19 protein-coding genes are annotated in these 23,475 nt (G+C 66.7%); 2 read left to right on the top strand and 17 right to left on the bottom strand.

The features are described from left to right. Positions 1–802 precede the first annotated feature (802 nt). On the top strand, positions 803–3,880 hold the full coding sequence (locus ABE423_RS17055; protein WP_253145919.1) for a TonB-dependent receptor: 3,078 nt from the start codon (positions 803–805) through the stop codon (positions 3,878–3,880). A 200-nt stretch (positions 3,881–4,080) separates the two neighbouring features. Continuing rightward, positions 4,081–4,275, top strand: a complete 195-nt coding sequence (locus tag ABE423_RS17060) for a heavy-metal-associated domain-containing protein (RefSeq protein ID WP_021204511.1) — start codon at positions 4,081–4,083, stop codon at positions 4,273–4,275. Positions 4,276–4,354: 79 nt separating this feature from the next. On the opposite strand, the gene cueR is transcribed toward ABE423_RS17060, so the two are convergent. The 17 genes from cueR to ABE423_RS17145 all read right to left on the bottom strand — a co-directional run bounded on the left by cueR (position 4,355) and on the right by ABE423_RS17145 (position 23,225). Further along, positions 4,355–4,810, bottom strand: a complete 456-nt coding sequence (gene cueR / locus ABE423_RS17065) for a Cu(I)-responsive transcriptional regulator (protein WP_125892811.1) — start codon at positions 4,808–4,810, stop codon at positions 4,355–4,357. Between the two features lie 11 nt (positions 4,811–4,821). Beyond that, the gene (locus ABE423_RS17070; RefSeq protein WP_346486870.1) at positions 4,822–7,323 is read right to left on the bottom strand and encodes a heavy metal translocating P-type ATPase; all 2,502 of its coding nucleotides are present in this window, start codon (positions 7,321–7,323) and stop codon (positions 4,822–4,824) included. Positions 7,324–7,496: 173 nt separating this feature from the next. Then, a complete protein-coding gene (locus tag ABE423_RS17075) occupies positions 7,497–10,454 on the bottom strand; it encodes a TonB-dependent receptor (RefSeq protein ID WP_346486872.1) in 2,958 nt (985 codons plus the stop codon). A gap of 403 nt (positions 10,455–10,857) precedes the next feature. Further along, positions 10,858–11,589, bottom strand: a complete 732-nt coding sequence (locus tag ABE423_RS17080) for a copper homeostasis protein CutC (RefSeq protein WP_346486873.1) — start codon at positions 11,587–11,589, stop codon at positions 10,858–10,860. Next, positions 11,586–12,584 carry a N(4)-(beta-N-acetylglucosaminyl)-L-asparaginase gene (locus tag ABE423_RS17085; RefSeq protein ID WP_100468316.1) on the bottom strand — a complete coding sequence of 333 codons (999 nt, stop codon included), beginning with the start codon at positions 12,582–12,584 and terminating at the stop codon, positions 11,586–11,588. The genes ABE423_RS17080 and ABE423_RS17085 overlap by 4 nt, the downstream gene beginning before the upstream one ends. A gap of 51 nt (positions 12,585–12,635) precedes the next feature. Next, on the bottom strand, positions 12,636–13,658 hold the full coding sequence (locus ABE423_RS17090) for a glucokinase family protein (RefSeq protein ID WP_346486875.1): 1,023 nt from the start codon (positions 13,656–13,658) through the stop codon (positions 12,636–12,638). 84 nt (positions 13,659–13,742) lie between these two features. Continuing rightward, a complete protein-coding gene (locus tag ABE423_RS17095) occupies positions 13,743–14,027 on the bottom strand; it encodes a hypothetical protein (RefSeq protein ID WP_005409434.1) in 285 nt (94 codons plus the stop codon). A gap of 36 nt (positions 14,028–14,063) precedes the next feature. Beyond that, positions 14,064–15,653, bottom strand: a complete 1,590-nt coding sequence (locus ABE423_RS17100) for a calcineurin-like phosphoesterase family protein (RefSeq protein ID WP_346486877.1) — start codon at positions 15,651–15,653, stop codon at positions 14,064–14,066. 154 nt (positions 15,654–15,807) lie between these two features. After that, the gene (hisIE, locus tag ABE423_RS17105; RefSeq protein WP_106467882.1) at positions 15,808–16,428 is read right to left on the bottom strand and encodes a bifunctional phosphoribosyl-AMP cyclohydrolase/phosphoribosyl-ATP diphosphatase HisIE; all 621 of its coding nucleotides are present in this window, start codon (positions 16,426–16,428) and stop codon (positions 15,808–15,810) included. Then, a complete protein-coding gene (hisF, locus tag ABE423_RS17110) occupies positions 16,418–17,194 on the bottom strand; it encodes an imidazole glycerol phosphate synthase subunit HisF (protein WP_005409431.1) in 777 nt (258 codons plus the stop codon). The genes hisIE and hisF overlap by 11 nt, the downstream gene beginning before the upstream one ends. Next, the gene (gene hisA, locus ABE423_RS17115) at positions 17,188–17,922 is read right to left on the bottom strand and encodes a 1-(5-phosphoribosyl)-5-[(5-phosphoribosylamino)methylideneamino]imidazole-4-carboxamide isomerase (RefSeq protein ID WP_346486879.1); all 735 of its coding nucleotides are present in this window, start codon (positions 17,920–17,922) and stop codon (positions 17,188–17,190) included. The genes hisF and hisA overlap by 7 nt, the downstream gene beginning before the upstream one ends. Beyond that, positions 17,919–18,521: an imidazole glycerol phosphate synthase subunit HisH gene (hisH, locus tag ABE423_RS17120; protein ID WP_049424731.1), complete on the bottom strand. Its 603-nt coding sequence runs from the start codon at positions 18,519–18,521 to the stop codon at positions 17,919–17,921. The genes hisA and hisH overlap by 4 nt, the downstream gene beginning before the upstream one ends. Next, entirely contained in the window at positions 18,518–19,591 is a 1,074-nt protein-coding gene (gene hisB / locus ABE423_RS17125) for a bifunctional histidinol-phosphatase/imidazoleglycerol-phosphate dehydratase HisB (protein ID WP_125892828.1), read from the bottom strand. Before hisB ends, hisH begins: the two co-directional genes overlap by 4 nt. Further along, complete coding sequence (gene hisC, locus ABE423_RS17130; protein ID WP_180836997.1) at positions 19,588–20,682, bottom strand: histidinol-phosphate transaminase; 1,095 nt, start codon at positions 20,680–20,682, stop codon at positions 19,588–19,590. The genes hisB and hisC overlap by 4 nt, the downstream gene beginning before the upstream one ends. Continuing rightward, complete coding sequence (hisD, locus tag ABE423_RS17135; protein WP_180836995.1) at positions 20,679–21,974, bottom strand: histidinol dehydrogenase; 1,296 nt, start codon at positions 21,972–21,974, stop codon at positions 20,679–20,681. The genes hisC and hisD overlap by 4 nt, the downstream gene beginning before the upstream one ends. Next, positions 21,971–22,882 carry an ATP phosphoribosyltransferase gene (hisG, locus tag ABE423_RS17140; RefSeq protein WP_346486883.1) on the bottom strand — a complete coding sequence of 304 codons (912 nt, stop codon included), beginning with the start codon at positions 22,880–22,882 and terminating at the stop codon, positions 21,971–21,973. The genes hisD and hisG overlap by 4 nt, the downstream gene beginning before the upstream one ends. A gap of 34 nt (positions 22,883–22,916) precedes the next feature. Further along, complete coding sequence (locus ABE423_RS17145) at positions 22,917–23,225, bottom strand: YerC/YecD family TrpR-related protein (protein ID WP_088025802.1); 309 nt, start codon at positions 23,223–23,225, stop codon at positions 22,917–22,919. Positions 23,226–23,475: the final 250 nt, after the last annotated feature.

Genomic DNA, 23,475 nt, shown 5'->3' on the forward strand with positions numbered 1-23,475 from the left:
CGCCGCTTGCTCGTGTGCGCTGTCCTGCGCACACGGCAAGACCGGGGTTGGGCGTCCTGCCCAACCCGCCCAAGGCATGCCTCGGGCCCATGCGGCTCACGCCCCCGCAACCGGACCCACCCCGCCTTCGACAGTTTCTCGCGATCTGCAGTAGATCCACGCCATGCGTGGATCAATCTCTGTCGGATAACGAAATCAATCGGGATCAGATCCGTTTTCCAACGGAAAACGGATCTGACCCCATGACCTCGCGTGATTCCAGGACCTATCCAACCGTCACCAGGAAACTGTCGGGGGTGGGGCGATGTGGGCTGGCAGGACCGTTGGCGCCATGGATGGCGCCATCGAGCCCCCATGGACGGGTTTACGGCGTGTCCTGCCAGCCCACACCGCCCCGCCAAACCAGCAGAAACCCAGAGCCGCTTTGGCTTTGGCTGTTGCCGGCCAGCGGCCGGCACTACAGCAGGTGCAGGGCGCAGCCCTGCCGCCCCACCCTCCCCTGCGCACGAAAACGATTTCACTGATTTCAGCAAACCGTCATGCCTTCGCCACGCCAGTACCATATTGCGGAGCAGCATGCGCCCGCGGGCGACCCATGCTAAAAAACGCCCGCCCATCGCTTAGATCGATCCAAGAACGACACTGCGATGGCCGGGAGTTGGGGGAGCAGCAACAGGACGTAACCAGGCCACGCGCACGGTGCTACTGCCACTGCATGGCAATAGCGACAATGTCACTTCAAATTAGATCGATTCAAGTTGTCCGTGCCACGTCACCGGATCAATCCAGGAGAGAGGGAGAGATGGGAATGAAGCATTCAACACGTACGCATGGCCAGGACGCACTGGCGCTGGCCATCGCGCTGGCCTTGGCCGCCGCCGTCATTCCGGCTGGCGCCGCCGCGCAGCAGGCCGCTTCCACCGGCTCGCAGGAAGCCACCAACCTGGACAGCGTCCAGGTCACCGGCTACCGCTACGCCATTGAAAAGAGCCTTGAGCAGAAGCGCGACGCCAACGCCGTGGTCGAAGTGATCACCGCCGAAGACGTCGGCAAGTTCCCCGACAAGAACGTGGCCGACGCACTGCAGCGCGTGCCCGGCGTGGTCATCACCCGCAGTGGCGGCGAAGGCAAGAGCGTCAGCGTGCGTGGCCTGGCACCCGACCTGACCCTGACCCAGTTGAACGGCAACTACGTGGCCACGTCGGAAACCAACGACGAAGCCACCCGTTCGTTCAACTACACCCTGTTGCCGTCGAACATGCTGTCCAGCGCCGAGCTGTTCAAGTCGCCGGAAGCACGCATCGATGAAGGCGGCATCGGCGGCACGGTCATCCTGCACACCCGTCGCCCGCTGGACATGGAATCCAACTCGGGCTTCGTCACGCTCGAGGGCACCTCCTCCGATACCCACCACGATATCGACCCGCAGGCGTCGGCCCTGTATTCGTGGCACAGCAAGGACGAGCGTTTCGGCGTGCTGATCGGCGTGACGCAGCAGAAGCGCACCACCCGCACCATGGAAGCCAGCACCGAGGACTACCAGTGGTATGGCGCCGGCAAGGCGCGCGATGCCTATGGCAACGTGCAGGCGCAGGATGGTATCCACTACTGGTGGGGCAAGTCCGGCTTCAACAACCAGACCGGCGGCAACTACAGCGACTTCTTCATGCCGACGTCGGTCAACTTCGCGGTGAAGGAAGAGAAGCGCGAACGCAAGGGCGGCCAACTGACCTTCCAGTTCAAGCCGGTCGACAACGTTACGATGACGGCCAACTACTTCCGCTTCGAGCTGCAGGGTGACTACACCCAGAACATGCTGAAGATTCCGGAATGGAGCATGGCCCGCTTCAACGGCGATGGAAACTGGGCCGGCGGCCGCCTGCTCAACGGCCTGGATTTCGATCCCAGCGGCAACACCGTTACCGGCGCCCAGTTCGAAAAGCTGGCTGGAAAGACCTACTACTGCAGCGAAGACCAGGCCAAGGCCGCTGGCCTCAAGCCCGGCGGCTGGGGCCCGGACGACTGCACGGTTCCGACGCCGCAGCTGACCGGTGGCTACAGCAAGGAAAAGGCACTCTCGCAGACCGCTGACCTGACCATCGACTGGGACATCAGCCCGCTGTGGAAGGCCTCGTTCACCGGTGGCCGCACCTGGTCCGAAGGTGGTCCGTCGATGAACTTCCGGATGTCGGCCAAGCCGCGCCGCAAGGTCGGCAACGATTACCTGTCGGGCAACCTGTACAGCGCCTGGGACCTGACCGGTACGCCGTCGGCCACCTTCTCGCCCGACCTGCAGCAGCAGCTGATGAACGGCATCGCCGAAGTCGACACCGGCTCGACCGATTCGTCGTGGAAGCGCACCGAGGTCAAGCAGAACTACTTCCAGGCCGACGTCACCAAGCTGTTCGAGTCCGGCTGGCTGGACTCGATCCAGTTCGGCGCCAAGTACCGTGACGGCAAGGTCCATCGCAATACCGGCAACACCTACTGGGTTTGCCCGGGCCGCGACCCGGCCGACTATGACAACAGCCGCTACCAGAGTGGCTGCGATCCGACTGCGGGCGACGCGCAGCCGGGCTTCTTCCTGTCCAATCCGATCAGCAACATCGCGGGCGGCTTCAATGCCAACGTGTTCCCGGGCATCAACTACCCGGCCTACATCGATTACCTGAACAAGACCTACGGTGGTTCGCACAACCGCACCGAGGAAGACTTCGTCTACAACGTCAACGAGAAGATCTACTCGGGCTACTTCCAGGCCAACTTCCGCACCGAACGCGTGCGCGGCAATGTCGGCGTGCGCGTGGTGCGCACCAAGCAGTTCGCGCAGTCCTCCGACTCGATCGAGAAGTTCAACGACTACTTCCTGGACAACGCGTCCGGCGCACCGATGGCGTGCACCGATCCGGCCGCTGCGGCCTACCCGACCTACAGCTGCGAGAGCGGCTTCGTGCGCCTGCCGCACGATCTGGCGCAGAGCAAGACCTACAGCCTCATCGGCGTGGATCGCACCTACACTGACGTACTGCCGAGTTTCAATATCGCCTGGGACATCACTGACACGCTGGTGCTGCGTGGTGCCGCATCGAAGGTGATCGCCCGCCCTGGCTACACCGACATCGCAGCACCGGGCGCACTGAGCTATTACAGCGAAGAGTACGTCAATGATCGCCGCGTTGCCGGTGGCGCATCGACCGCAGGCTGGGTCGGCCAGGGCAGCAACAAGCAGCTGGAACCGTTCAAGGCCACCCAGTTCGACCTGGGCCTGGAGTGGTACTTCCAGCCGGGCGCGGTCGCCGGCGTCGGCCTGTTCCGCAAGAACGTGGACAACTTCACCCTGCCGGTGGTGCGCGACACGCCGATGGTCATCAACGGTGAAGCGGTGAACGTGCAGCGCTACGAGACCCAGGCCAATGGCCGCGATGGTGTCTCGCAGGGCGTCGAGCTGTATGGCCAGTACACCTTCGATTTCGGCTTCGGCGTGCAGGCCAACTACACCTACAACGACACCAACCTGGCCTCCATTGTTCTGGACGGTCAGGAAATCGGCTCCTCGCCACTGGTCGGCAGCGCCAAGAACCAAGCCAACGTGACGGTGTTCTACGAGAACGAGAAGTTCCTCGCGCGCGCCTCGTTCAACCGTCGCGGTCAGGTTGTCGGTGGGCTCAACAATGGCCTCACCGTCTACACCGAGCCGTATGACCAGCTGGATCTGAACGTGGCCTACAACCTGACCCCGGACTGGACCCTGACCGCCTCGGTGATCAATGCCACCAAGTCCGAGCAGCGCGTGCACCTGGGAAGCGACACCAAGGCACGCCTGATCTCCAATACCTACGCAGGCCGCCAGCTGTACTTCGGCGCTACCTGGAAGTTCTAAGGCAACACCGGGTTGCCCGGGCCCGCCCCGGTGCAACCCACGCCCCGCCCTGGCGGGGACGTTCCTCCACGGCAGCCGCGCTGGTACAGGTGGCTGCCGTTTTCATTGGTGCTTTGTCTTCGGTTCAGCCCTGCGCTTGACCCTGCCAATGTTGGAAGGTGCACACTGGCGCCACCCCAAGAGCACCGAAGGAGCTACAGATGGAATTCCACGTGGAAGGCATGACCTGCGGCGGCTGCGCACGCAGCGTGACCAAGGCGATCGAGCTGGTCGATCCGCAGGCCAGCGTGCAGGCAGATCCCGCCAGCCGTCGCGTGCAGGTACAGACCTCGGCCAGCGAAGCGCAGATCGTGGCGGCGCTGACCGATGCAGGCTTCCCGCCGCGCACGGCCTGATCCCCTAGCCTGCGCCTGCAACGAAAAACCCGCCCGGTGCAGCTGCACCGGGCGGGTTTTTCATGTATGCAACGCCAGGTCAGTGCTTGTGCGTGCGGCGCCGTACTGCACCGGTCTTCGCGGTCTCCGGCGGTGCCAGGGTCTCTTCGTCCTCGCCCAGCCGCTGCAGGATCGGGCATTCCGGGCGCTCATCGCCCGCACAGCAGCTGATCAACGACTTCAGCGTGTCGGCCATCTGCCGCATGCTTTCGATACGCTGCTCCAGGTCGGCGATGTGCTGTTCGGCAAGTTGCTTGACGTCGGCACTGTGCCGCGAGGTGTCGTTCCACAGGCCGAGCAGATCGGTGATCTCGGCCACCTGGAAGCCAAGATCGCGCGCCCGCCGAATGAAGCGCAGGCGGTGGATGTCCGCCTGCGAGTACGCCCGGTAGCCGGACTCGGTGCGATCGGCCGCGGGAATCAGGCCGATCTGTTCGTAGTAGCGGATCATCTTCGCCGAAACGCTGGAGGCCTTGGCGGCTTCACCGATGTTCATGCGGTTCTCCTTCAGTGGCTCGCGGCGGGGGTATCCGCCATCGGCGCCTGGAAGCGGCGCAGGCGCAGCGCGTTGCCCAGCACGAACACGCTGGACAGCGCCATCGCACCGGCGGCGAACACCGGCGACAGCAGCACGCCCCAGACCGGGTACAGCACGCCGGCAGCCACCGGAATCAGCGCGGTGTTGTAGGCAAAGGCCCAGAACAGGTTCTGCCGGATGTTGCCCAGCGTTGCCTTCGACAGCGCGATGGCATTCGGCACGCCCTGCAGGTTGCCCGACATCAGCACCACATCGGCCGACTCCACCGCGATATCGGTGCCGGTCCCGATCGCCAGGCCGACATCGGCCTCGGCCAGCGCCGGCGCATCGTTGATGCCGTCACCAACGAAGGCGACATGGCCGTGCGTGGCCTTCAAGCGACGCACCGCTTCGACCTTGCCTTCCGGCAGCACCTCGGCAACGACTTCATCGATACCCAGCTGGCGTGCGATCGCCTGCGCGGTGCCGGCATTGTCGCCGGTGATCATCGCCACCTTCAGGCCCAGCTGGTGCAGTGCCGCGATCGCGGCCGGCGTGCTCGGCTTGATCGGATCGGATACTGCGATGATCGCTGCCAGGCGTCCATCGATGGCCGCGTACAACGGCGACTTGCCCTGCGCGCCGAGTTCGGCCGCCAGCGCCGCAAATGCAGTGATGTCCACGCCCAGGTCGCGCATGAAGCGATCAGCACCGACCTCCACACGCGCACCCTCCACGCTGGCGCGTACACCCATACCGGTGACCGATTCGAAGTCGACCATGGCCGGCAATGCGAGGCCCTGCTCGGTGGCTGCATCGACAATGGCACGGGCGATCGGATGCTCCGAACGTGACTCCACGGTAGCCACCGCGGCCAGTACCGTGGCGCGATCAAAGCCGTCGGCGATCTCCAGGTCGGTCAGGCGCGGGCGGCCTTCGGTCAGCGTGCCGGTCTTGTCCACCGCCACCACCTGCGCGTCCTTCAGCAACTGCAGTGCTTCACCCTTGCGGAACAGCACGCCCATCTCGGCGCCACGACCGGTTCCGACCATGATCGACGTCGGCGTCGCCAAGCCCATCGCGCAGGGGCAGGCAATGATCAGCACCGCCACCGCATTGACCAGCGCAAAGCTCAGCGCCGGCGATGGGCCGAAGATCAACCAGACCAGGAACGTGGCCAGTGCGGCCAGCATCACCGCCGGCACGAACCACAGGGTGACCTTGTCGACCACCGCCTGGATCGGCAGCTTCGAGCCCTGTGCCTGTTCGACCATGCGGATGATCTGCGCCAGCATGGTCTGCGCGCCCACCGCCGTGGCACGCACGGTCAATGCACCTTTCTGGTTGACCGTGCCGCCGACCACGCTGCTGCCCGGCTGCTTCTCGACCGGAATCGGTTCGCCACTGATCATCGACTCGTCGATGTAGCTGCGGCCCTCGATCACCTCGCCATCGACCGGCACGCGCTCGCCCGGGCGCACTTCCACCACATCGCCGCTCAGAACCTCGTTGACCGGGATCTCGATCGTGCGGCCGTCACGGATCACATGCGCGACCTTGGCCTGCAGGTTGACCAGGCGCTTGATCGCCTCCGAGGTACGGCCCTTCGCGCGCGCCTCAAGGAAGCGGCCGAGCAGGATCAGCGCGACGATCACCGCCGCTGCTTCGTAGTAGACGTTCACCGTGCCCGGCGGCAGCAACCGCGGTGCAAAGGTCGCCACCACCGAGTAACCGAACGCTGCGGCGGTACCCACCGCCACCAGCGAGTTCATGTCCGGCGCCAGCCGCAGCAGTGCCGGGAAACCCTTCTGGTAGAAACGGCGGCCGGGAATGGCCAGCACCAGCAGGGTCAGTACGAACTGCAGGTACCAGCTGGTCTGCATGCCGAGGGTGGCCATCACCCATTCGTGCATGCCGGGAATCAGGTGCGAACCCATTTCCAGCACGAACACCGGAAGTGCAAGTGCGGTGGCCACGATCAGGTCGCGTTTCAGTTCGGCGCGCTCGGCATCCTTCTTTTCCGCCGCTTCGTCATCGGACTGAACGCCCGCTTCGATGGCATGGGCGGCATAACCGACCTTGTCGATGGCCGCTATCAGCGCGTCTACGCCCGCAACGCCGCGCACGGTCGCACGCTCCGTGGCCAGGTTGACGCTGGCCTGGCTGACGCCCGGTACCGCCAGCAGCGCGCGCTCGACGCGGCCGACGCAGGAGGCACAGGTCATGCCTTCCACTGCCAGCTCGATGGTGCCGGCCGGCACGTCATAACCCACCCGCTCCACCGCCTGGATCAGCGCGGCGCGATCAACCGGACCGGACGCGCGGATATCCGCACGTTCGGTGGCCAGATTGACCGAAACACTGCCGACGCCCTCGACCTTGGACAGCGCCGCTTCGACACGACCGACGCAGCTGGCGCAGGTCATGCCCTCGATGGGCAGGCTGATGGTGGACGGGCTTGCGGGGACTGCAGTGGCGCGGGGCGTGCTCATGATCGGATTCCCGGGGTTCCTTCTGGATGCGGACAGGCTAAACCTTGCCATCGTGGGAAGGTCAAATCCAGCCACCCCGGGGTTCATGAAGGGATTCATCCACGCATGGCGTGGATCTACCGGGCGGACGGGGGCGCCTTGCGGATCAAGGCCCCACGCCCCCGCTGTCCGCCTCAGAAGGTGAACACGTACTCCAACGCGAACTCGCGGCCAACCGCGCCGAGCAGGCGGGTCGGGGCGAAATCGTAGTCCAGCTTGTACGGGTCCTTGTGGTTCCAGCTGGCCGAGTTGAACGCGTTGTTGACGTAGACGTTGACCTTGGCGTGCTCGGTCACCTGGTAGCCCACGTTGAAGTTCCAGGTGATGAACGGCCCGACCCGCCCGTAGTAGCGCGCCGTCTGCTGGCCGGCGTTGGGATTCGGATTCGGCGAGCCGTCCGGACGCGTCGCCGGCTCCAGGCAGTTGAGCGACGGGCTGTCGCTGGGCACGTAACCATCGGCGAACGGCAGGCAGCCGCCAGGATTGTTCAGGCGATCGGTGCCCCAGTGATAGCGCACGCCCGGCACCGAACCGATGCGATCGGCATAGACATTGGCGTTCCAGTTGCCGCGCTGCCAGGCCAGGCTTGCACGCAGCTTGCTGCGCAGGTCGCGATCGCGGCGTTCCGGATTCGGATCGTTGGCGTAGCGCTGTTCCTTGGTTGAGATCTGGTTGGTGTAGTTAAGGCCGAGCTGGAAGCTGCCCCACTGCGCGGTTTCAAGGCGATAGCGTGCGGTCAGGTCGATGCCGCGCACTTCGCGGCTGGCCAGGTTGAACGGGCCACGTTCAATCGATACCAGGCGACCATTGCTGTCACGGTTCACGCGGGCCAGGATGCCGGCGCAGTACTCGCCACCGGCCGGATTGGCCCACGGCGTACCGTCCATGTTCTTGCCGGTCAGGCAGCCCGCTTCGCTGGCCAGCACCTCGTCGGCGCCAACGTCGACGATCATGTCTTCCAGCTTGATTGCCCAGTAGTCGGCACTGACCGACAGATTGGGCATCACGTCCCAGACGAAACCGACCGTCCACGAATCACCGGTCTCCGAGCGCAGCAGCGGCGTGCCACGCCGGTTCACGTCGAACGTGTACCAGACATCGGTATTGCCCACGCCACAGTTGTTGACCAGGTACGCGCCGCTCTGGATGCAGCGCAGGCGGTCATAGGTCTGCACTTCGGAGCTGCTGGGCTGGCCCAGCAGGTAGTGCATGTCCGGCGCATGGAAGCTGGTGGCATAGGAGCCGCGCACCAGCAGCGACTCCACCGGGCGCCATTCCAGGCCGACATTCCAGGTGGTCTCCTTCTGGCTGCCGATGTCCAGCGCTTCGCCGCTGTTGTCAGCCTTGTAGCTGCCATAGCGGTCATAGCGCGCGGCCGCAGTGGCGGTCACGCTTTCCAGCAGCGGGATCTTGAACTCGACGCCGGCCGAATAGCGGGTACGCTCGCCGCCACCGCGATCGACGTTCTGCAGGTCGAAATCGATGCCGGCGCGCGGATCCGGACTGAGGTGATAGCCCTGCTGCGCGACTTCGGCCACCGCCGCGAACGAGATCGGGCCGGCCCAGCCCTGGAACAACTCGCCGGTGATATCCGCCGAAGCCTGATTGACCCATGAGGACGCACGGTTATTCGCCACGGTGCCCATCTGCCAGTACTGATCCGGCGTCAGCGGGTTCCACCAGCGCGATTCGTTCAACGCATAGATCGCCTCGCCGTCGGCGGTAGTGCCCAGCTTCGGGCCGAGGAAATAGTCGTACGACTTCTGCTTGTCGACCACGTTCTGCCGCTCTTCAACGCGGTAGTAGGAACGCCCCACCGTGGCGCTCCAGTCGAAGCGATCGGCCAGGCGACCACGCAGGCCCGCACTCCAGTCCCAGGACAGTTCACGGTTGGTGTTGCGCAGCGTATCCAGGCCGCCCACCTCGTTCGGGGTGAACTGGCGCACGCCGAGGATCGGGCGGTTGCGGTTGGCATCCCAGTAGTAGCCGTTGTCATCGTCGATCAGCGACACGCCGGGCGGATTGGTGCCCCAGATCGCTTCGGAACGGTATACCGCCAGGTTGGTCCAGGCCTGCAGGTCGTTGCTGAAATCGAAGGTGGCATACAGGTTGCCGGACACGTTCTCGGCACCGCCGGTGAGCAGCCAGTTGGCGTAGTCGGCGCTCATGCCGCACAGGCGGCCGGTGTTGGTGATGGTGTTGGCGGCGTAGTTGTAGACCAGGCGATCGGCGGTGTAGTACTCCCCGTCGAACTTCTCGCAGGTGCCGGTGGGCGGCGCCAGGCGCTGGCCGGTGGTGGGATCGATCAGCGCCAGGCCGGCGGTGGGACGGAAGCCGACCTTGCGTTGTTCCATGTTCCAGGACGTGTACGGCGCATCGTCGGCATCGTCCATCTGCGGACGGTCACGGCCGAACAGCGGATCGCGCTTGGTGTACTGCAGCGCGTAGGTCACGCTCCAGTTGTCGCCGGTCCTGCCGCCGGCCCAGGACAGATCCCAGGTATCGCGACCGCCTTCGGTGGAGGTGCCGCCGCGCACGCGCACTTCGTCGCCGTCGTAGTTCGTCTTCAGGATGACGTTGACCACGCCGGCGATCGCATCCGAGCCATAGATGGCCGAGGCGCCACCGGTCAGCACTTCGATGCGCTCCACCGCGGCAGCGGGAATGTTGCCGTAGTTGGAGAAGTTGGTTTCGCCGCCGTAGGGCAGCGGGTAGTCCGCTACGCGACGCCCGTTGACCAGCAGCAGCGAACGGTTCGGGCCCATCCCGCGCAGGTTCAGGCCGCTGGCATTGGGCGTGTGCGAACCCCACTGCGAGGCCGCCTCGACGGTACCGGTGGCTTCAGTGAGCGTCTTCAGTGCGTCGTAAACGCTGACGAAGCCTTCCTTCTGGATCTGTGCGGCGGTGATCACGTTGACCGGCGCTGGGCCTTCAACGCTGGCGCGCTTGATGCGCGAACCGGTGACGGTGACCACGTCGAGATCCTTGGTGGACGAACTGGCGGCCTCCTGCGCGCTGGCCGCCAGGGGCAACAGGGCCAGGACCAGGGCCTGGGACAGCAGGTGACGACGCTTGCGGACGATCTGAGCCATGGGTGGTTGCTCTTCGAAAGTGTGGACGCACGGACGGGTGGTGGCGCGGCACTACGGCTGATCCGGGCACCTGGATCGGTTCAAGACCGTCCCGACACCCTCCCCTGTGGATCGATCCAAACTAAAGCACAGCTGAACCACGCCCGGCATGCGGCGACGCAGCAACACGTGGCGTAATGCCGTTATCGGCTGCAGGTATCCAAAACAATCAACGGGTTGCGAAACATCGCTGAGAAGACGGCGCACACGTCAATGACACGATCGCGACAATCGTGCGCGGAACTATTTTGTCCGTGGCGGGCCGGCGTACGGGGTCGGATCCCCTCACGGAGGGGCTCTGACCCGACTGCATCCAGATGGAGTCAGAGCCCTTCTGCGAAGGGATCCGACCCGGGGCTTGCGATCAGGCGTCCAGCGCCTGCCGCAGCGCGGCTACGGTGGCGGTGGCGGTCTGGCTCCAGTCCGGGTCCAGCCCTCGCAAAGCCTGGTTCTGGAACTGCATGGCCGAGCGCCGCAGCCCCTTGGCCGAGGCGTGCAGTTCGGTGCAGCCGGTCTGCCTTGCCACGGTAGCGATGTTGCCCGGTGCCAATCCGGCACCAGCCATCACCGTAATGCGGCCTGCTGCCTGGGTAACGAGGCCTGCCAGCACATCGGCACCGGCCTCCGCACTGACCTGGCCGCCCGAGGTCAGCACGCGCTGGCAGCCCAGCCCGATCACCTGCTCCAGTGCGGCGGGCAGATCGCGGGCGGCATCGAAGGCGCGATGAAAGGTCACCTGCAACGGCCCGGCAGCCTGCACCAGCTCGCGGCACAGCGCCAGATCGATGCAGCCCTGCACATCCAGCGCACCAATCACCACACCATCGCAGCCCAGTGCGCGGCACTGCGCGATGTCACGCAGCATCAGTTCGGTTTCCAGCGCGTCGTAGTGGAAGTCGCCCGGGCGCGGCCGCACCAGCACGAACAGCGGAATCGACAGGCGTTCGCGGGCAATCGCAATGCTGGCGAACGCCGGTGTGGTGCCGCCTTCGGCCAGGTTGTCGAACAGCTCGATGCGGTCGGCACCGCCGGCCTGCGCGGCCAGCGCCGATGCCAGCGAATTGCTGGCGATCTCCAGGGTGAGCCGCGTGCTCACGTCTGGGTGCTCGTGTAGATCGATGGCGAGTCGCACAGGTCATCCTGGCGCTGCCCATCGCAGACCGCGTAGACAAAGCCGCGATGCAGCGCGTAAGCGCCGACCTCGCCCTGCTTGTTCATGGCCAGGAAGCAGACCTGCAGTGTCTTGCTCGCTTCCGGGCGCTTGCGCACCACGCGGTCGATCGCTTCGCGGCAGGCCTGCGCCGGCGAGCGCCCCTGGCGCATCAGCTCGACCACCAGGAACGAGGCGGCGTTGCGGATCATCTCTTCACCCACGCCCGAAGCAGTGGCCGCGCCCACGTCGTTGTCGACGTACAGGCCGGCACCGATGATCGGACTGTCGCCAACGCGACCGTGCAGTTTCCAGGCCATGCCGCTGGTGGTGCAGGCACCGGCCAGGTGGCCCTTGGCATCCAGTGCCAGCATGCCGATGGTGTCGTGGTTGTCGCTGTTGCCGGGAATACCGCGGCGCTCGGCATTGATCTGCGGCTGGTACTTCTCGGTCTTCAGCCACTCGCGCCAGGCGGCTTCGGCCTGCGGCGTCAGCAGGTGCTTGCGTTCGAAGCCCTGCTGCACCGCGAACTGCTGCGCGCCCTCGCCCACCAGCAACACATGCGGGCTGTTTTCCATCACTTTGCGGGCGACCGACACCGGATGCAGGATGTCGACCAGCGCCGCCACCGCACCACAACGGCCATCGCCATCCATGATGCTCGCATCCAGGCTCAGCACGCCGTCGCGATCCGGATTGCCGCAATGGCCGACGGTGGGGTTGCACAGCTCGCTCTCGGCCCAGCGTGCGCCTGCTTCCACCGCATCCAGCGCGCTGCCGCCCTGCGCCAGCACCTTCCACGCCGCCTGGTTGGCCGGCACGCCGAAGTCCCAGGTCGAAACCACCCTGGCACCACCCTGCGTGCGCGCCTGCACGCCCGGCAATGCCGCCATGCCTGCGGCCAGTGCACCGGCCTGCAGGAACTGCCTGCGATCCACCATCGTCCCCTCCCAGTCTGCAATGCATGGCCGGCCCGATGCCGGCCCTGCCGATCAGTCGTGCGTGGGTTGCCGCGCTGCGTGCCAGACCGCTGCACCGAGCACACCCAGCTGGCCGTGCTCCACCCGCCACACCGGTACCTGGCGCAGCACTTCGGTCAGCACGCCCTTGTTGAGGAATCGCTCACGGAAGCGGCCATCGGCCAGGAAATCCTGCACATGCGCGGAAATGCCCCCGGCCAGGTACACCGAACGCGCGCCGACGGCGATCGCCGCGTCGCCGGCCAGGCTGCCCAGCCAGGCACAGAAGACCTGCAGCGTTTCCACCGCCAGTGCATCCTCGCCGCTGCGCGCCGCGCCGATCAGCGCCTCGGTACTGGTCCACACCGGGGTGACACCGCGCAGTTCGCACAGGCACGGATACAGGTTCATCAGGCCGCTGCCGGACAGCACTCGCTCGTTGTCCACGTGCGCCCAGCGCTGCAGCAACTTGCCCAGCACCTGCAGTTCCAGCGCGTTGCCGGCGCCGAGCGCGGCATGGCCGATCTCGCTGGCCAGCACCGGGCGCTCGCCATCGGCGAAACGCAGCGCGGCACCCAGGCCGGTACCGGCACCCAGCACCAGCGCCGGGAAGGCCTGGGCTGGATCGGCGTCGCCGTTCAGCGGCACCAGGGTTTCCGGCTGCAGGTACGGGATGGCCAGCGCCACCGCCTCGAAATCATTGATCAGCTGCAGTTCGCGCAGGCCGGACTGTTCGCGCGTGGTCGACAGCGAGACCGTCCACGGCAGGTTGGCATTGATCAGCACATCGCCATCGAGCAGACCGGCGATGGCCACCACTGCGGTCTGCACCGGCTGGCCGAGACCAGCGGTGAAATCGGCCAGGATCGCGGCCAGGCTGGGGTGCTCGGCGCAGGCATAGGTGCGATGGCTGCCCAGCAGCGGCGCCTGGCCGGGTTGGGTCTCAGCCAAGGCCAGACGGGCGAAGGTGCCGCCGACATCGGCGACAACGAGACTGCGCGGAAGACCGCCGCGGGCGGAGTCGGTGGAAACCGGGGACGCTGCTGCGATGGTCACGCTGGCCTGCTTGGATCGATTGAATCGCCCCGATTCTCAGGCATCGGGGCGGCTTTGCCTAGCACGCCGATGGTTCAGGTTGGCCTACATGCCTTCCTGTTCGGCCACCTGCACACCATCCACCAGCACGCGCAGCCGCTGCGGGCGGAAGCCGGCAAACAGCAGCGGCCGGGTGCGCTCGACCAGCACTTCGTGGCCGGCGATGTGACGCAGCCACGACTGTACCAGCGAGAACGAGAAGTGGGTGCCCGGATGCAGCGGGTGCTGCACCCAGACCTTCTCGGTGGCGCTCTGCAGCAGCATCGCGCCGGTGAACCAGTGGCGGCTCAGCGTCACCGGCGTGGTGCCGGCCATGAAGCGGATATCCATGCGGGGTCCTTTCGCGTTGGGCAGCGGCGCCCTGGATCAGGGCTGGGCAGTCTGCAGGCTGTAGCTGGTGGTGGCGGTGAACACTGCACCATCAGGCTGGGTGGAGCGTACCTCGACCTTGTGGTTGCCCACCGCCAGATCGGTCGGCAGCGCGCCACGCCACAGGTGCGGCGATGCAGTGGCCTCCGGCGAGCGGTCGTAGCCACGCAGGTTGTTTGCAAGATCGTCGGCCACATTCTCCACCATCAAGCGCGGATCGGGCTGGCTGACCTGCTTCATCGGCTGCCAGGCGCCGCCATCCACGCGGTACTCGACCACGCTGGCATCCTCACCCATGTAGACATTGGCGTAGACACCCCACGCCGGGTAGGCGCCCTGGCGCAGCACCTTGGGGGCATGCAGGCCGATCTGCTCACTGGCCGGTTGGCCGGCCACGCGGTACTGCAGCTTGTAGCTGCCATTGCCAGCCACGTCGAGCAGCGCATAACCCTTCGGCGTGCCATCGCTCATGGTGCTGTCCGGCACGCCGGCGGCGTTCTTCACGCCCGACCAGAACGCACCGCAGTTGGCACCGACGTTGTATTCGTGCAGCGGCTTGTCGCCGTTCCAGCCCTCGGCCTTGCCGTGGTAGACGTGCTGCTGGGTGTGGCTGTGGCCGCTGAGCACCAGCACGTTGCGGAAGTCCTTCAGCAGGTCGAACAGGCGCTGGCGGTCGGCGTGACGGAAGGTCTCGCGCCCCGGCGCCGCGTCGAACAGCGGGATGTGCATGCCCAGCACCAGCAGGCGGTCCTTGTGCAGGCCCTTCAGGTAGCTGGCGAGGAAAGCGAACTGGTCTTCGCGCAGGCCGCCGATGTACTTCGGCTTGGCCTTGGGGTCGTAGACCACGTCGTCCAGGAACACGAAACTGGCGCCACCCTCTTCCACCGCGTAGGTGTCCGGGCCGTAGATGTTGCGCCAGCTGTCCAGCGAATGCTCATCGCTGGCCGCATCGAAATCGAGGTCATGATTGCCCGGCACATGGAACCACGGCACGCCGAGCGCGGTGGTGACCTTGTTGATCGCCGGGTACAGGGTCAGGTCGTCGTTGACGATGTCTCCCAGGGTGGTGCCCATGCGCGCCCTGGTCTGGCCAACCAGCGGCGCCACGATCGACTGCTGGTAGTAGCCGATGTCCTTCAGGCTGGCGGTCTGCGAATCGGTGAACACCAGCATCTGGAAGCCGCGCCGACTGTCATGGCGATCCGACTGCAGGGCGAAATCCCAGTTGCGGGTGACGTCGCTGGTCGCGGCGATGCCACCGTACTTCAGTGCCGGTGAACCGTTCGGGCGGTAGTGGCGCCAGAACGAAGGCAGGCCATCGGCCGCCTTCGGGAACGAATACGCATCGGGCTTGATCACGAACACGGTCTGGCCGTCGCGCACTGGCAGGCTGTAGCTGCCGTCGGCGGCGGTCTTGACGATGGCCTCGCCGTTGGAGACCTGCACCCCGGCCAGGCCCGGATCGGTCGCACCGCGCCCGGGTTTGCCGTCGCGCTCCAGGTAGACCTTGCCGCTGACCACGGTGTCCGCGGCCCAGGCCGGCGAGGTCAGCAACAGGCAGCACAGCCAGGCGGCAGGCAGTTTCATGGGCGGTCCGGGAAAGAAAGACCGCCTATTGTAGATTCCGTTGATGACATCGCGCACGCGGTGGCGCATTGCCGGTAGTGCCGGCCGCTGGCCGGCATCCAGCCGATGCCCGACGATCATGAGGTTGCCGGCCAGAGGCCGGCACTACCGTTCCTCAACGATGGCGCTTTTCCAGCACGGCCCGCGCATCATCCAGCGACAGCCCACGCGCGCGCAGCAGCACCAGCAGGTGGTACAGCAGGTCCGACGCCTCGCCGAGCAGCGCCTCATCATCCTGCGCCACGGCGGCCAATGCGGTCTCCACGCCCTCCTCGCCCACCTTCTGCGCGATGCGGCGGATGCCGCCCTCGAACAGGCTGGTCGTATAGCTGCCCGGCGGGCGTTGCGCCTCACGCATCGCCACCAGCTGGCCCAGCCCGCCCAGGAAGTCCTTCGGCGCCTGGTCGAAACAGCTCTCGGCACCGGTGTGGCAGGTTGGCCCGGCCGGGCGTGCCATCACCAGCAGGGTGTCGGCATCACAGTCGACGCTGATCGACTGCACCACCAGCACGTTGCCGGACTGCTCGCCCTTGGTCCACAACCGCTGCTTGCTGCGGCTGAAGAAGGTCATGTGACCGATGGCCAGCGTGGCCGCCAGCGAATCGGCACTGACATAGCCCAGCATCAGCACCTGCAGGGTGTCGGCATCCTGCACCACCGCCGGCAGCAGGCCGTCGCCCTTGCCCCAGTCCAGCGCCTGCAGCGCATCCAGCGACGGCCTCACTTCAATAGACATCCCGCACCTCGATCTGCTGTCCGCGCAGGTAGCGCTTCAATTCTGGAATAGCGATGGCGCCGCTGTGGAACACACTGGCCGCCAACGCGCCGTCGACGTCGGCCTGGTCGAAGGCCTCGGCGAAGTGCTCCATCGCGCCGGCACCGCCCGAGGCGATCAGCGGCACCTGGCACAGGGCCCGCGCCTGCTGCAGCTGCACGACATCGTAGCCACGGCGCACGCCATCGCTGTCCATGCAGTTCAGCACGATCTCGCCAGCGCCACGCCGTTGTGCTTCGACGATCCAGTCCAGCGTGCGCAGCGGCACCGCCTGGGTCTTGTCCGGGTCGCCACTGAAGCGGCGCACCCGCCACTGGCCATCCGCCTCGCGAACCGAATCGACACCGACCACCACGCATTGCACGCCAAACTCGTCTGCCAACTCGGTGATCAGCTCCGGGCGGCCCAGCGCAGGCGAGTTGATCGACACCTTGTCGGCACCGGCGAACAGCACGCGGCGCGCGGTTTCCACGCTGTCGATGCCACCGGCCACGCAGAACGGAATATCGATCAGGCGTGCGATGCGCTCGATCCAGGCGACGTCGACTGAACGCGCCTCGGGGCTGGCGCCGATGTCATAGAACACCAGCTCGTCCGCCCCCTGGTCCCGATAGCGCTGCGCCAACTCGGCGATGTCGCCCATGTCGACGTGGTCGCGGAAGCGCACGCCCTTGACCACGCGGCCATCGCGCACGTCCAGGCACGGAATGATGCGGCGGCTCAGCATGCCAGCGCCTCCGCCAGGTCCATGCGCTGCTCCAGCAGCGCCTTGCCGAGGATCGCACCGCCGCAACCTGCGGCACGGGCTTCTGTCACATCGGCCACGTCACGGATACCGCCGGAGGCCTGCACGGCCACACCCGGCAGCAGCGCCGACAGGTGCTGGTAGAGGCTGATGTTGGGCCCGGCCAGCATGCCGTCGCGGGCGATGTCGGTGCACAACAGGTGGCGCATGCCGGCACGCGCATAACGCTGGGCCAGGTCATCCAGGGTCACCCCGGCGTTCTCGGTCCAGCCGTGCACCGGCAGCTGCCATTGGCCCTGGGCATCCTGGCGGGCATCCAGCGCGATGGTGATGCGCTCGGCACCGAACTCTTCCAGCCAGCCGACCACTTCGTCGGGGCGGCGTACTGCCAGCGAACCCACCACCACGCGGCCGGCGCCGGCATCGAGGATGCGCGCCACGTCGTCGCGGCCGCGCACGCCACCGCCGGTCTGCACCTGCAGCGGCGTCTGCGCACGGATCGACGCCAGCAGCGGCGCAAGGGTGTAGCCACCGGCACGCGCAGCGTCCAGGTCGACCAGATGCATCCACTGCGCGCCCTGCGCAGAGAAGGCCTGTGCACGCGGCAGCGGATCGTCGCCATACGAGGTTTCCTGCGCGTAGTCACCCTGGCGCAACCGCACCACGCGGCCGTCGCGGATATCCAGCGCGGGGTAGACGATGAAACTCATGCAGCAGTGCCCTCGAGGAAGTTGCGCAGCATCAGCGAACCGGTCTCACCGGAGCGCTCGGGGTGGAACTGTGCGCCGTAGTAACGCCCCTGCTCCACCACGGCAGTGAACAGGCCACCGTGGTCGCAGGCAGCAACAGTGTGGGTATTGAGTGGCGCCGCATAGCTGTGCACGAAGTAGGCGCTGGCGCGCTCCGGCACGCCTTGCAGCAGCAGCGATTCGCGCAGCGGGAGCAGGCGGTTCCAGCCCATGTGCGGCACACGGATGCCGCAGGCCGGCACCAGCTTGCGCACCACGCCGGGAATCAGTCCCAGCGCTTCTACGCCGGCCTCTTCGGAGCGCTCGAACAGAAGCTGCATGCCCAGACAGATGCCCATCAACGGCACTTCCAGCCGCTGCAATGGTTCCACCAGACCCTGCGCATGCAGGCGCTGCATGCCGGGACCAGCGGCGCCGACGCCGGGCAGGATCACCCGCTGCGCACCGACCAGGCCATCGGCATCACGCACCAACCGCACCGTTGCACCCAGGCGCTCCAATGCATAGCGCACCGAGCCCAGGTTGGCACCACCGGCATCGATCAGCGCGACGTCGCTCACAGTGCCCCCTTGGTGGTGGGAAGCGCCGTGCCCTGGCGGGCCAACGCCGGGCGCAATGCCCGCGCCAGTGCCTTGAAGCAGGCCTCGACCTTGTGGTGGTCGTTGTCGCCGCGCACCTGCAGGTTGAGGTTCAGGCCGCTGGCGTCGCACAGCGAACGGAAGAAGTGCGGTACCAGCTCGGTCGGCATGTCGCCCACGCGCTCGCGCTTGAACTCGCCCTCGAACACGAAATAGGGGCGGCCACTGAAGTCCAGCGCGGCACTGGCCAGGGTCTCATCCATCGGCAGGGTGAAACCGTAGCGGCCGATGCCGCGCTTGTCGCCAAGCGCCTCACGCAGTGCCTGGCCGAGTGCAAGCCCGGTGTCCTCGATGGTGTGGTGCTCGTCGATGTGCAGGTCGCCCTCGGCCTGGATGTCCAGCGCGAAGCCACCATGCTTGCCGATCTGCTCCAGCATGTGGTCGAAGAACGGCAGCCCGGTGTCGATGCGTGCATCACCGGCCCGATCCAGATCCAGTTCAACGCGGATCTTCGTCTCCTTGGTGTTGCGCTGGACCACCGCGGTGCGTGGCGCGTCGGCCAGTGCGTGGGCGATGCCCGGCCAGTCCCACTCGCCACCGAACTGTTCGGTGCGCAGCTGGAAGCCACGGATGTTGAGGTTGTCGGCGAACTGCAGGTCGGTGATACGGTCGCCGACCATGCCCGAACGCGCCCAGTCGATGCTGCGGTCCTGCAGGTAAGCGGTCATCAGGCCGATGCCCGGCTTGCGGGTGGGCGCATTGTCCTGCGGCCAGCTGCAGTCGATCAGCACGTCACGGAAGGTGATGCCCTGGCTTTCGAAGATCTGCAGCATCAGGTCGTTGGGACCGTCGAAACTGGCGCGCGGGTAGCTGTCGCTGCCGAGGCCATCCTGGTTGGTGACGATCACGAACTGGTAGCCGGCATCGCGCAGCTTCAGCAGCGCCGGAATCACCTGCGGCACGAAGCGCAGCTTCTCGTAGGCGTCGATCTGGAAGTCGGCCGGTTCTTCAATGAGGGTGCCGTCGCGGTCGATGAACAGGATCGGGGTCATGCTGCGGCCCTCCGCGCCGACAGGGCCGCAAGCACGCGGTCATTCTCTTCGGGGCTGCCGATACTGATGCGCAGTGCATCACCCAGCTGCGGCGCGGCGCGCTGGTCGCGCACCACCACACCGGCATCCAGCAAGGTGTCGAACGCTGCCTGCGCATCAGCGAAGCGGACCAGCAGGTAGTTGCCGGCCGAGCGGTACACGCGACGAACGCCGGGCAGGCCTGGCAGCGCCGCGAACAGGCGTTCGCGCTCGGCAATGACCGTGGCTACGCGCTCGGCGGTGCGTGCCAGTGCGGCCGGCTGCAGCGCCTGCACGGCCAGCTCGGCGCACGGGGTCGGCACCGGGTACGGCGCCTGGCAGCGCCGCAGTACGGTAATCAGTTCCGGCGCGGCGATCAGGGTGCCGATGCGCGCGGCCGCAAGTGCGTGCGCCTTCGACAACGTGCGCAGCACTGCCAGATTGGCATGCGTGGCCAGCAACGTGGTCGCCGACGGGCGCTGCGCGTACTCGACATAAGCCTCGTCCACCACCACCAGCGCTTGCCCGCGCAATGCAACCGCCACGCGTTCGACCTCGTCCAGGGCGATGTCACTGCCGGCCGGGTTTGACGGTGCGCACAGGAACACCAGCGTGGCATTGCGTGCCCTGGCGGTGTCGATCACAGCATCCAGATCGGCACGCAGGCCGTCTTCGGTATCCACCAGGGGCACTTCAATCAGTGCGGCGCCCTGCAGGCGCGCGCAGACCGCGTACATGCCAAACACCGGCGGCGTGACCAGCACGCCATCGCGGCCCGGCACGCACAGGGCACGCACCAGCAGATCAATGGCTTCGTCGCTGCCACGGCCGATAAGCAGCTGCGGCGGCGTCACGCCGTACAGCGTCGCCAGGCCCTCACGCAACGCCAGCGGCTGCGGTTCCGGATAGCGCCGGCTGTTGCCCGCCGCATCAGCCGGATTGGCCCAGGCCGACTCGTTGGCGTTCAACCAGACCTCGCCCTGCACCGCCGCGCTGCGCGCCGAGCTGTAGCCGGCGAAGGCCTGCAGATCCGGGCGCACCAGCGCCAGCACTTCATCAATGGCAGCGCTCATGCGGCGGCCTCCATGCGCAGGGCCACTGCACGCTCGTGCGCATCCAGCCCTTCGGCGCTGGCGATGACGCGTGCGCAGCCGCCGATTGCCGCCAAGCCGGCAGCGCTGGCGCTCTGCACGCTGATCAGATTCTGGAAGCTGGCCACGCTGACACCGCTGTAGGCGCGCGCGGCACCCGCAGTGGGCAGCACGTGATTGGTGCCGCTGCAGTAGTCGCCCAGCGCTTCGGGGGTGTAATCGCCCAGAAACACCGAGCCGGCCGCCTGCACCTGGCCCAGCCACGCGCGCGGATCACGCAGGGCCAGGATCAGGTGCTCGGGCGCATAGCGGTTGCTGATCGCGAAGGCCTCGTCCAGCGAATCGACCTGGATCAGCCGCGACGCCGACAACGCCTGTCGCGCGATCTGCTGGCGCGGCAGCAGGGCCACCTGGCGCTCCACCTCTGCCTCGACCGCCGCCAGCATCGCGGGGGCGTCGGTCAGCAGCAGTACCTGCGAATCCGGACCGTGCTCGGCCTGCGACAGCAGGTCGGCGGCAACGAACGCCGGATTGGCGCCGGCATCGGCGATCACCAGTACTTCGGAGGGACCAGCCGGCATATCGATGGCGGCGGCGCCATCCTGTGCGACCTGCTGCTTGGCTTCGGTGACGAAGCTGTTGCCGGGCCCAAACAGCTTGTCACAAGCCGGAATGCTGGCCGTGCCATAGGCCATCGCGGCGATCGCCTGCGCACCACCCAGCTTGAACACGCGCTGCACGCCGGTCAGGCGCGCGGCTACCAGCACCGCCGGATCGGCGCTGCCATCGGCGCGCGGCGGCGTGCACAGCACCACCTGCGGGCAGCCGGCCAGCTGCGCCGGAACGCCCAGCATCAACGCGGTGGACGGCAACGGCGCGCTGCCCGCCGGCACATACAGGCCCACCCGGCCGATCGGACGCAACATGCGTTCGCAGACCACGCCCGGCGCGGTTTCAACTGCATAGCCTTTGCCCATGCCAGCGGCGTGGAAGCGCGCGATGCGTTCGGCGGCTTCGACCATCGCCTGTCGCAGTTCGGCGGGCACGGCGGCTTCGGCAGCGGCGAATTCGGCTTCGGAAACTTCAAACGAGGCCAGCTCGACACGGTCGAAACGTGCAGTAATCGCACGCAATGCGTCGTCGCCCTGCGCGCGCACCTGTGCAATCAGGGCCGCCACCGCGTCACGGGTCTGCTGCGCCACGGTCTGCACCGGGCGGGTCAATGCCGCGCTGCGCGCGGCCTCATCAAGTCGGGACCAGATCAGACGGTTCATGCCAGCGACCGCTCCACGCTCAGTACCATCAGGCCCTGCGCACCCGCGCGCTCGAGTTCCTCCATGCGCTGCCAGCTCAGCGGGCCGGGGCACATGGTCTGCAGGCGGAGCGCCCCGCCATCGGCCGGCAACCGCACCAACGGCTCGGCATCGGCCAGCAGCTGCGCCAGCGCGTCGACGCGGTCCTCGCTGGCACGGAACATCAACAGCTTGCGGTCCTGGCGCTGAACCACGCCGTCGAGGCGGCGCAGCAGCATCGCGCGCAGCGATGCACGTGCATCATCCGGCGCGCGCACCGCGCCGGCCAGCACCGCCTCGCTGTCGAGCAGGTTGTGCACTGGGGTCAGCTGATTGGCGCGCAGGGTGGCGCCGCTGGACACCAGATCGCAGATCAGGTCGGCGGTGCCCAGGCGCGGGGCGATTTCCACCGAACCGGACAGCTCGACCACCTGTGCGTCCACGCCCTGCTCGGCCAGCCACTGCTTGAGGATGGCCGGGTAGCTGGTGGCGATGCGGGTGCCGGCCAGCTGCGCCGGACCCTGCCACTGCCATTCCTCGGGCACCGCCAGCATCAGCCGGCACTGGCCGAAGCCCAGCCCGCGCAGCGCCTGATAGGCGTCAGGCAGGCCGATCTGACGGCGCGCCGCGGCCTGTTCGTCCAGCTCGTTGCGGCCGACGATGCCGAGGTCGCAGACGCCGTCGGCGATCAGGCCGGGGATGTCGTCGTCGCGCACCAGCAGCAGGTCCACCGGCAGCGATTCGCCGTAGCAGAACAGCTTGTCGCGGCTCTCGCGCCAGCTCAGGCCGCAGGCGCTGAGCACGTTGCGCGCGGGTTCGGCCAGCCGGCCACTCTTCTGGATGGCGATACGCAGCCGGTCTCGTGCCGGCGCTGCCTGGGTTGCACTCATGGGGGATGTCTCGAAGTTCGGAACGGGGCGCGGATCAGCGCGAAGCAAGGCGGTCGATGGCGGCGGCATAGCCTCGATGGCCATGCTCGAGCGTGCGTGCCACCCGTCCGGTGGTGGTCACGCTGACGCCGGTGCGCTCGTGGATCTCGCGGTACGGCACGCCCTGCTGCAGCAGCGGCACCACTTTCCAGCGGTCGGCCATGGCTTCCAGCTCGGCCGGGGTGCACAGATCACGCAGGAAGGCTTCGACCTGTTCCGGTTCGCGCAGGGCGGCAAAGGCTTGGGCCAGGGCTTCCAGGTCGGCCTTTGGGTCTTTGGCGGCAATCTCGGGGCGGGCTTTCACGGGGCTGTTTCCATGCATCAATGTAATAGCGCGTTAGTACATTAACGCATTCTTGCGCAGTGCGTCAAATCGAGGGTTGAGGGGCCGCAGGGCTGCTGCCCTGCACCCGCAGAGGCAAGAGCCAGAGCAACGGCAAAAGCTGGTTTCCCGAGGGTTGGCGGGATGGATCCGGTTGAGGGGGGCGCTGCAAGTACCCCTACGGGGCCCGGCCCAGCCGCTGGCGGCTGTGCGTTCGGGCGCTTGCGAAGCC

The sequence above is a fragment of the Stenotrophomonas sp. TWI1409 genome, assembly GCF_039673015.1.
In the GTDB taxonomy this organism is placed as follows: domain Bacteria; phylum Pseudomonadota; class Gammaproteobacteria; order Xanthomonadales; family Xanthomonadaceae; genus Stenotrophomonas; species Stenotrophomonas maltophilia_A.

Bases quoted from the DNA above. Each gene is read 5' to 3' on its own strand.
- ABE423_RS17070 (WP_346486870.1), bottom strand. From the start codon at position 7,323: ATGAGCACGCCCCGCGCCACTGCAGTCCCCGCAAGCCCGTCCACCATC.
- ABE423_RS17060 (WP_021204511.1), top strand. From the start codon at position 4,081: ATGGAATTCCACGTGGAAGGCATGACCTGCGGCGGCTGCGCACGCAGC.
- ABE423_RS17085 (WP_100468316.1), bottom strand. From the start codon at position 12,584: ATGGTGGATCGCAGGCAGTTCCTGCAGGCCGGTGCACTGGCCGCAGGC.
- ABE423_RS17055 (WP_253145919.1), top strand. From the start codon at position 803: ATGGGAATGAAGCATTCAACACGTACGCATGGCCAGGACGCACTGGCG.
- ABE423_RS17095 (WP_005409434.1), bottom strand. From the start codon at position 14,027: ATGGATATCCGCTTCATGGCCGGCACCACGCCGGTGACGCTGAGCCGC.
- hisA (WP_346486879.1), bottom strand. From the start codon at position 17,922: ATGAGTTTCATCGTCTACCCCGCGCTGGATATCCGCGACGGCCGCGTG.
- hisIE (WP_106467882.1), bottom strand. From the start codon at position 16,428: ATGTCTATTGAAGTGAGGCCGTCGCTGGATGCGCTGCAGGCGCTGGAC.
- hisB (WP_125892828.1), bottom strand. From the start codon at position 19,591: ATGACCCCGATCCTGTTCATCGACCGCGACGGCACCCTCATTGAAGAA.
- hisG (WP_346486883.1), bottom strand. From the start codon at position 22,882: ATGAGTGCAACCCAGGCAGCGCCGGCACGAGACCGGCTGCGTATCGCC.
- cueR (WP_125892811.1), bottom strand. From the start codon at position 4,810: ATGAACATCGGTGAAGCCGCCAAGGCCTCCAGCGTTTCGGCGAAGATG.
- ABE423_RS17075 (WP_346486872.1), bottom strand. From the start codon at position 10,454: ATGGCTCAGATCGTCCGCAAGCGTCGTCACCTGCTGTCCCAGGCCCTG.
- hisC (WP_180836997.1), bottom strand. From the start codon at position 20,682: ATGAGCGCTGCCATTGATGAAGTGCTGGCGCTGGTGCGCCCGGATCTG.
- ABE423_RS17100 (WP_346486877.1), bottom strand. From the start codon at position 15,653: ATGAAACTGCCTGCCGCCTGGCTGTGCTGCCTGTTGCTGACCTCGCCG.
- hisD (WP_180836995.1), bottom strand. From the start codon at position 21,974: ATGAACCGTCTGATCTGGTCCCGACTTGATGAGGCCGCGCGCAGCGCG.
- hisF (WP_005409431.1), bottom strand. From the start codon at position 17,194: ATGCTGAGCCGCCGCATCATTCCGTGCCTGGACGTGCGCGATGGCCGC.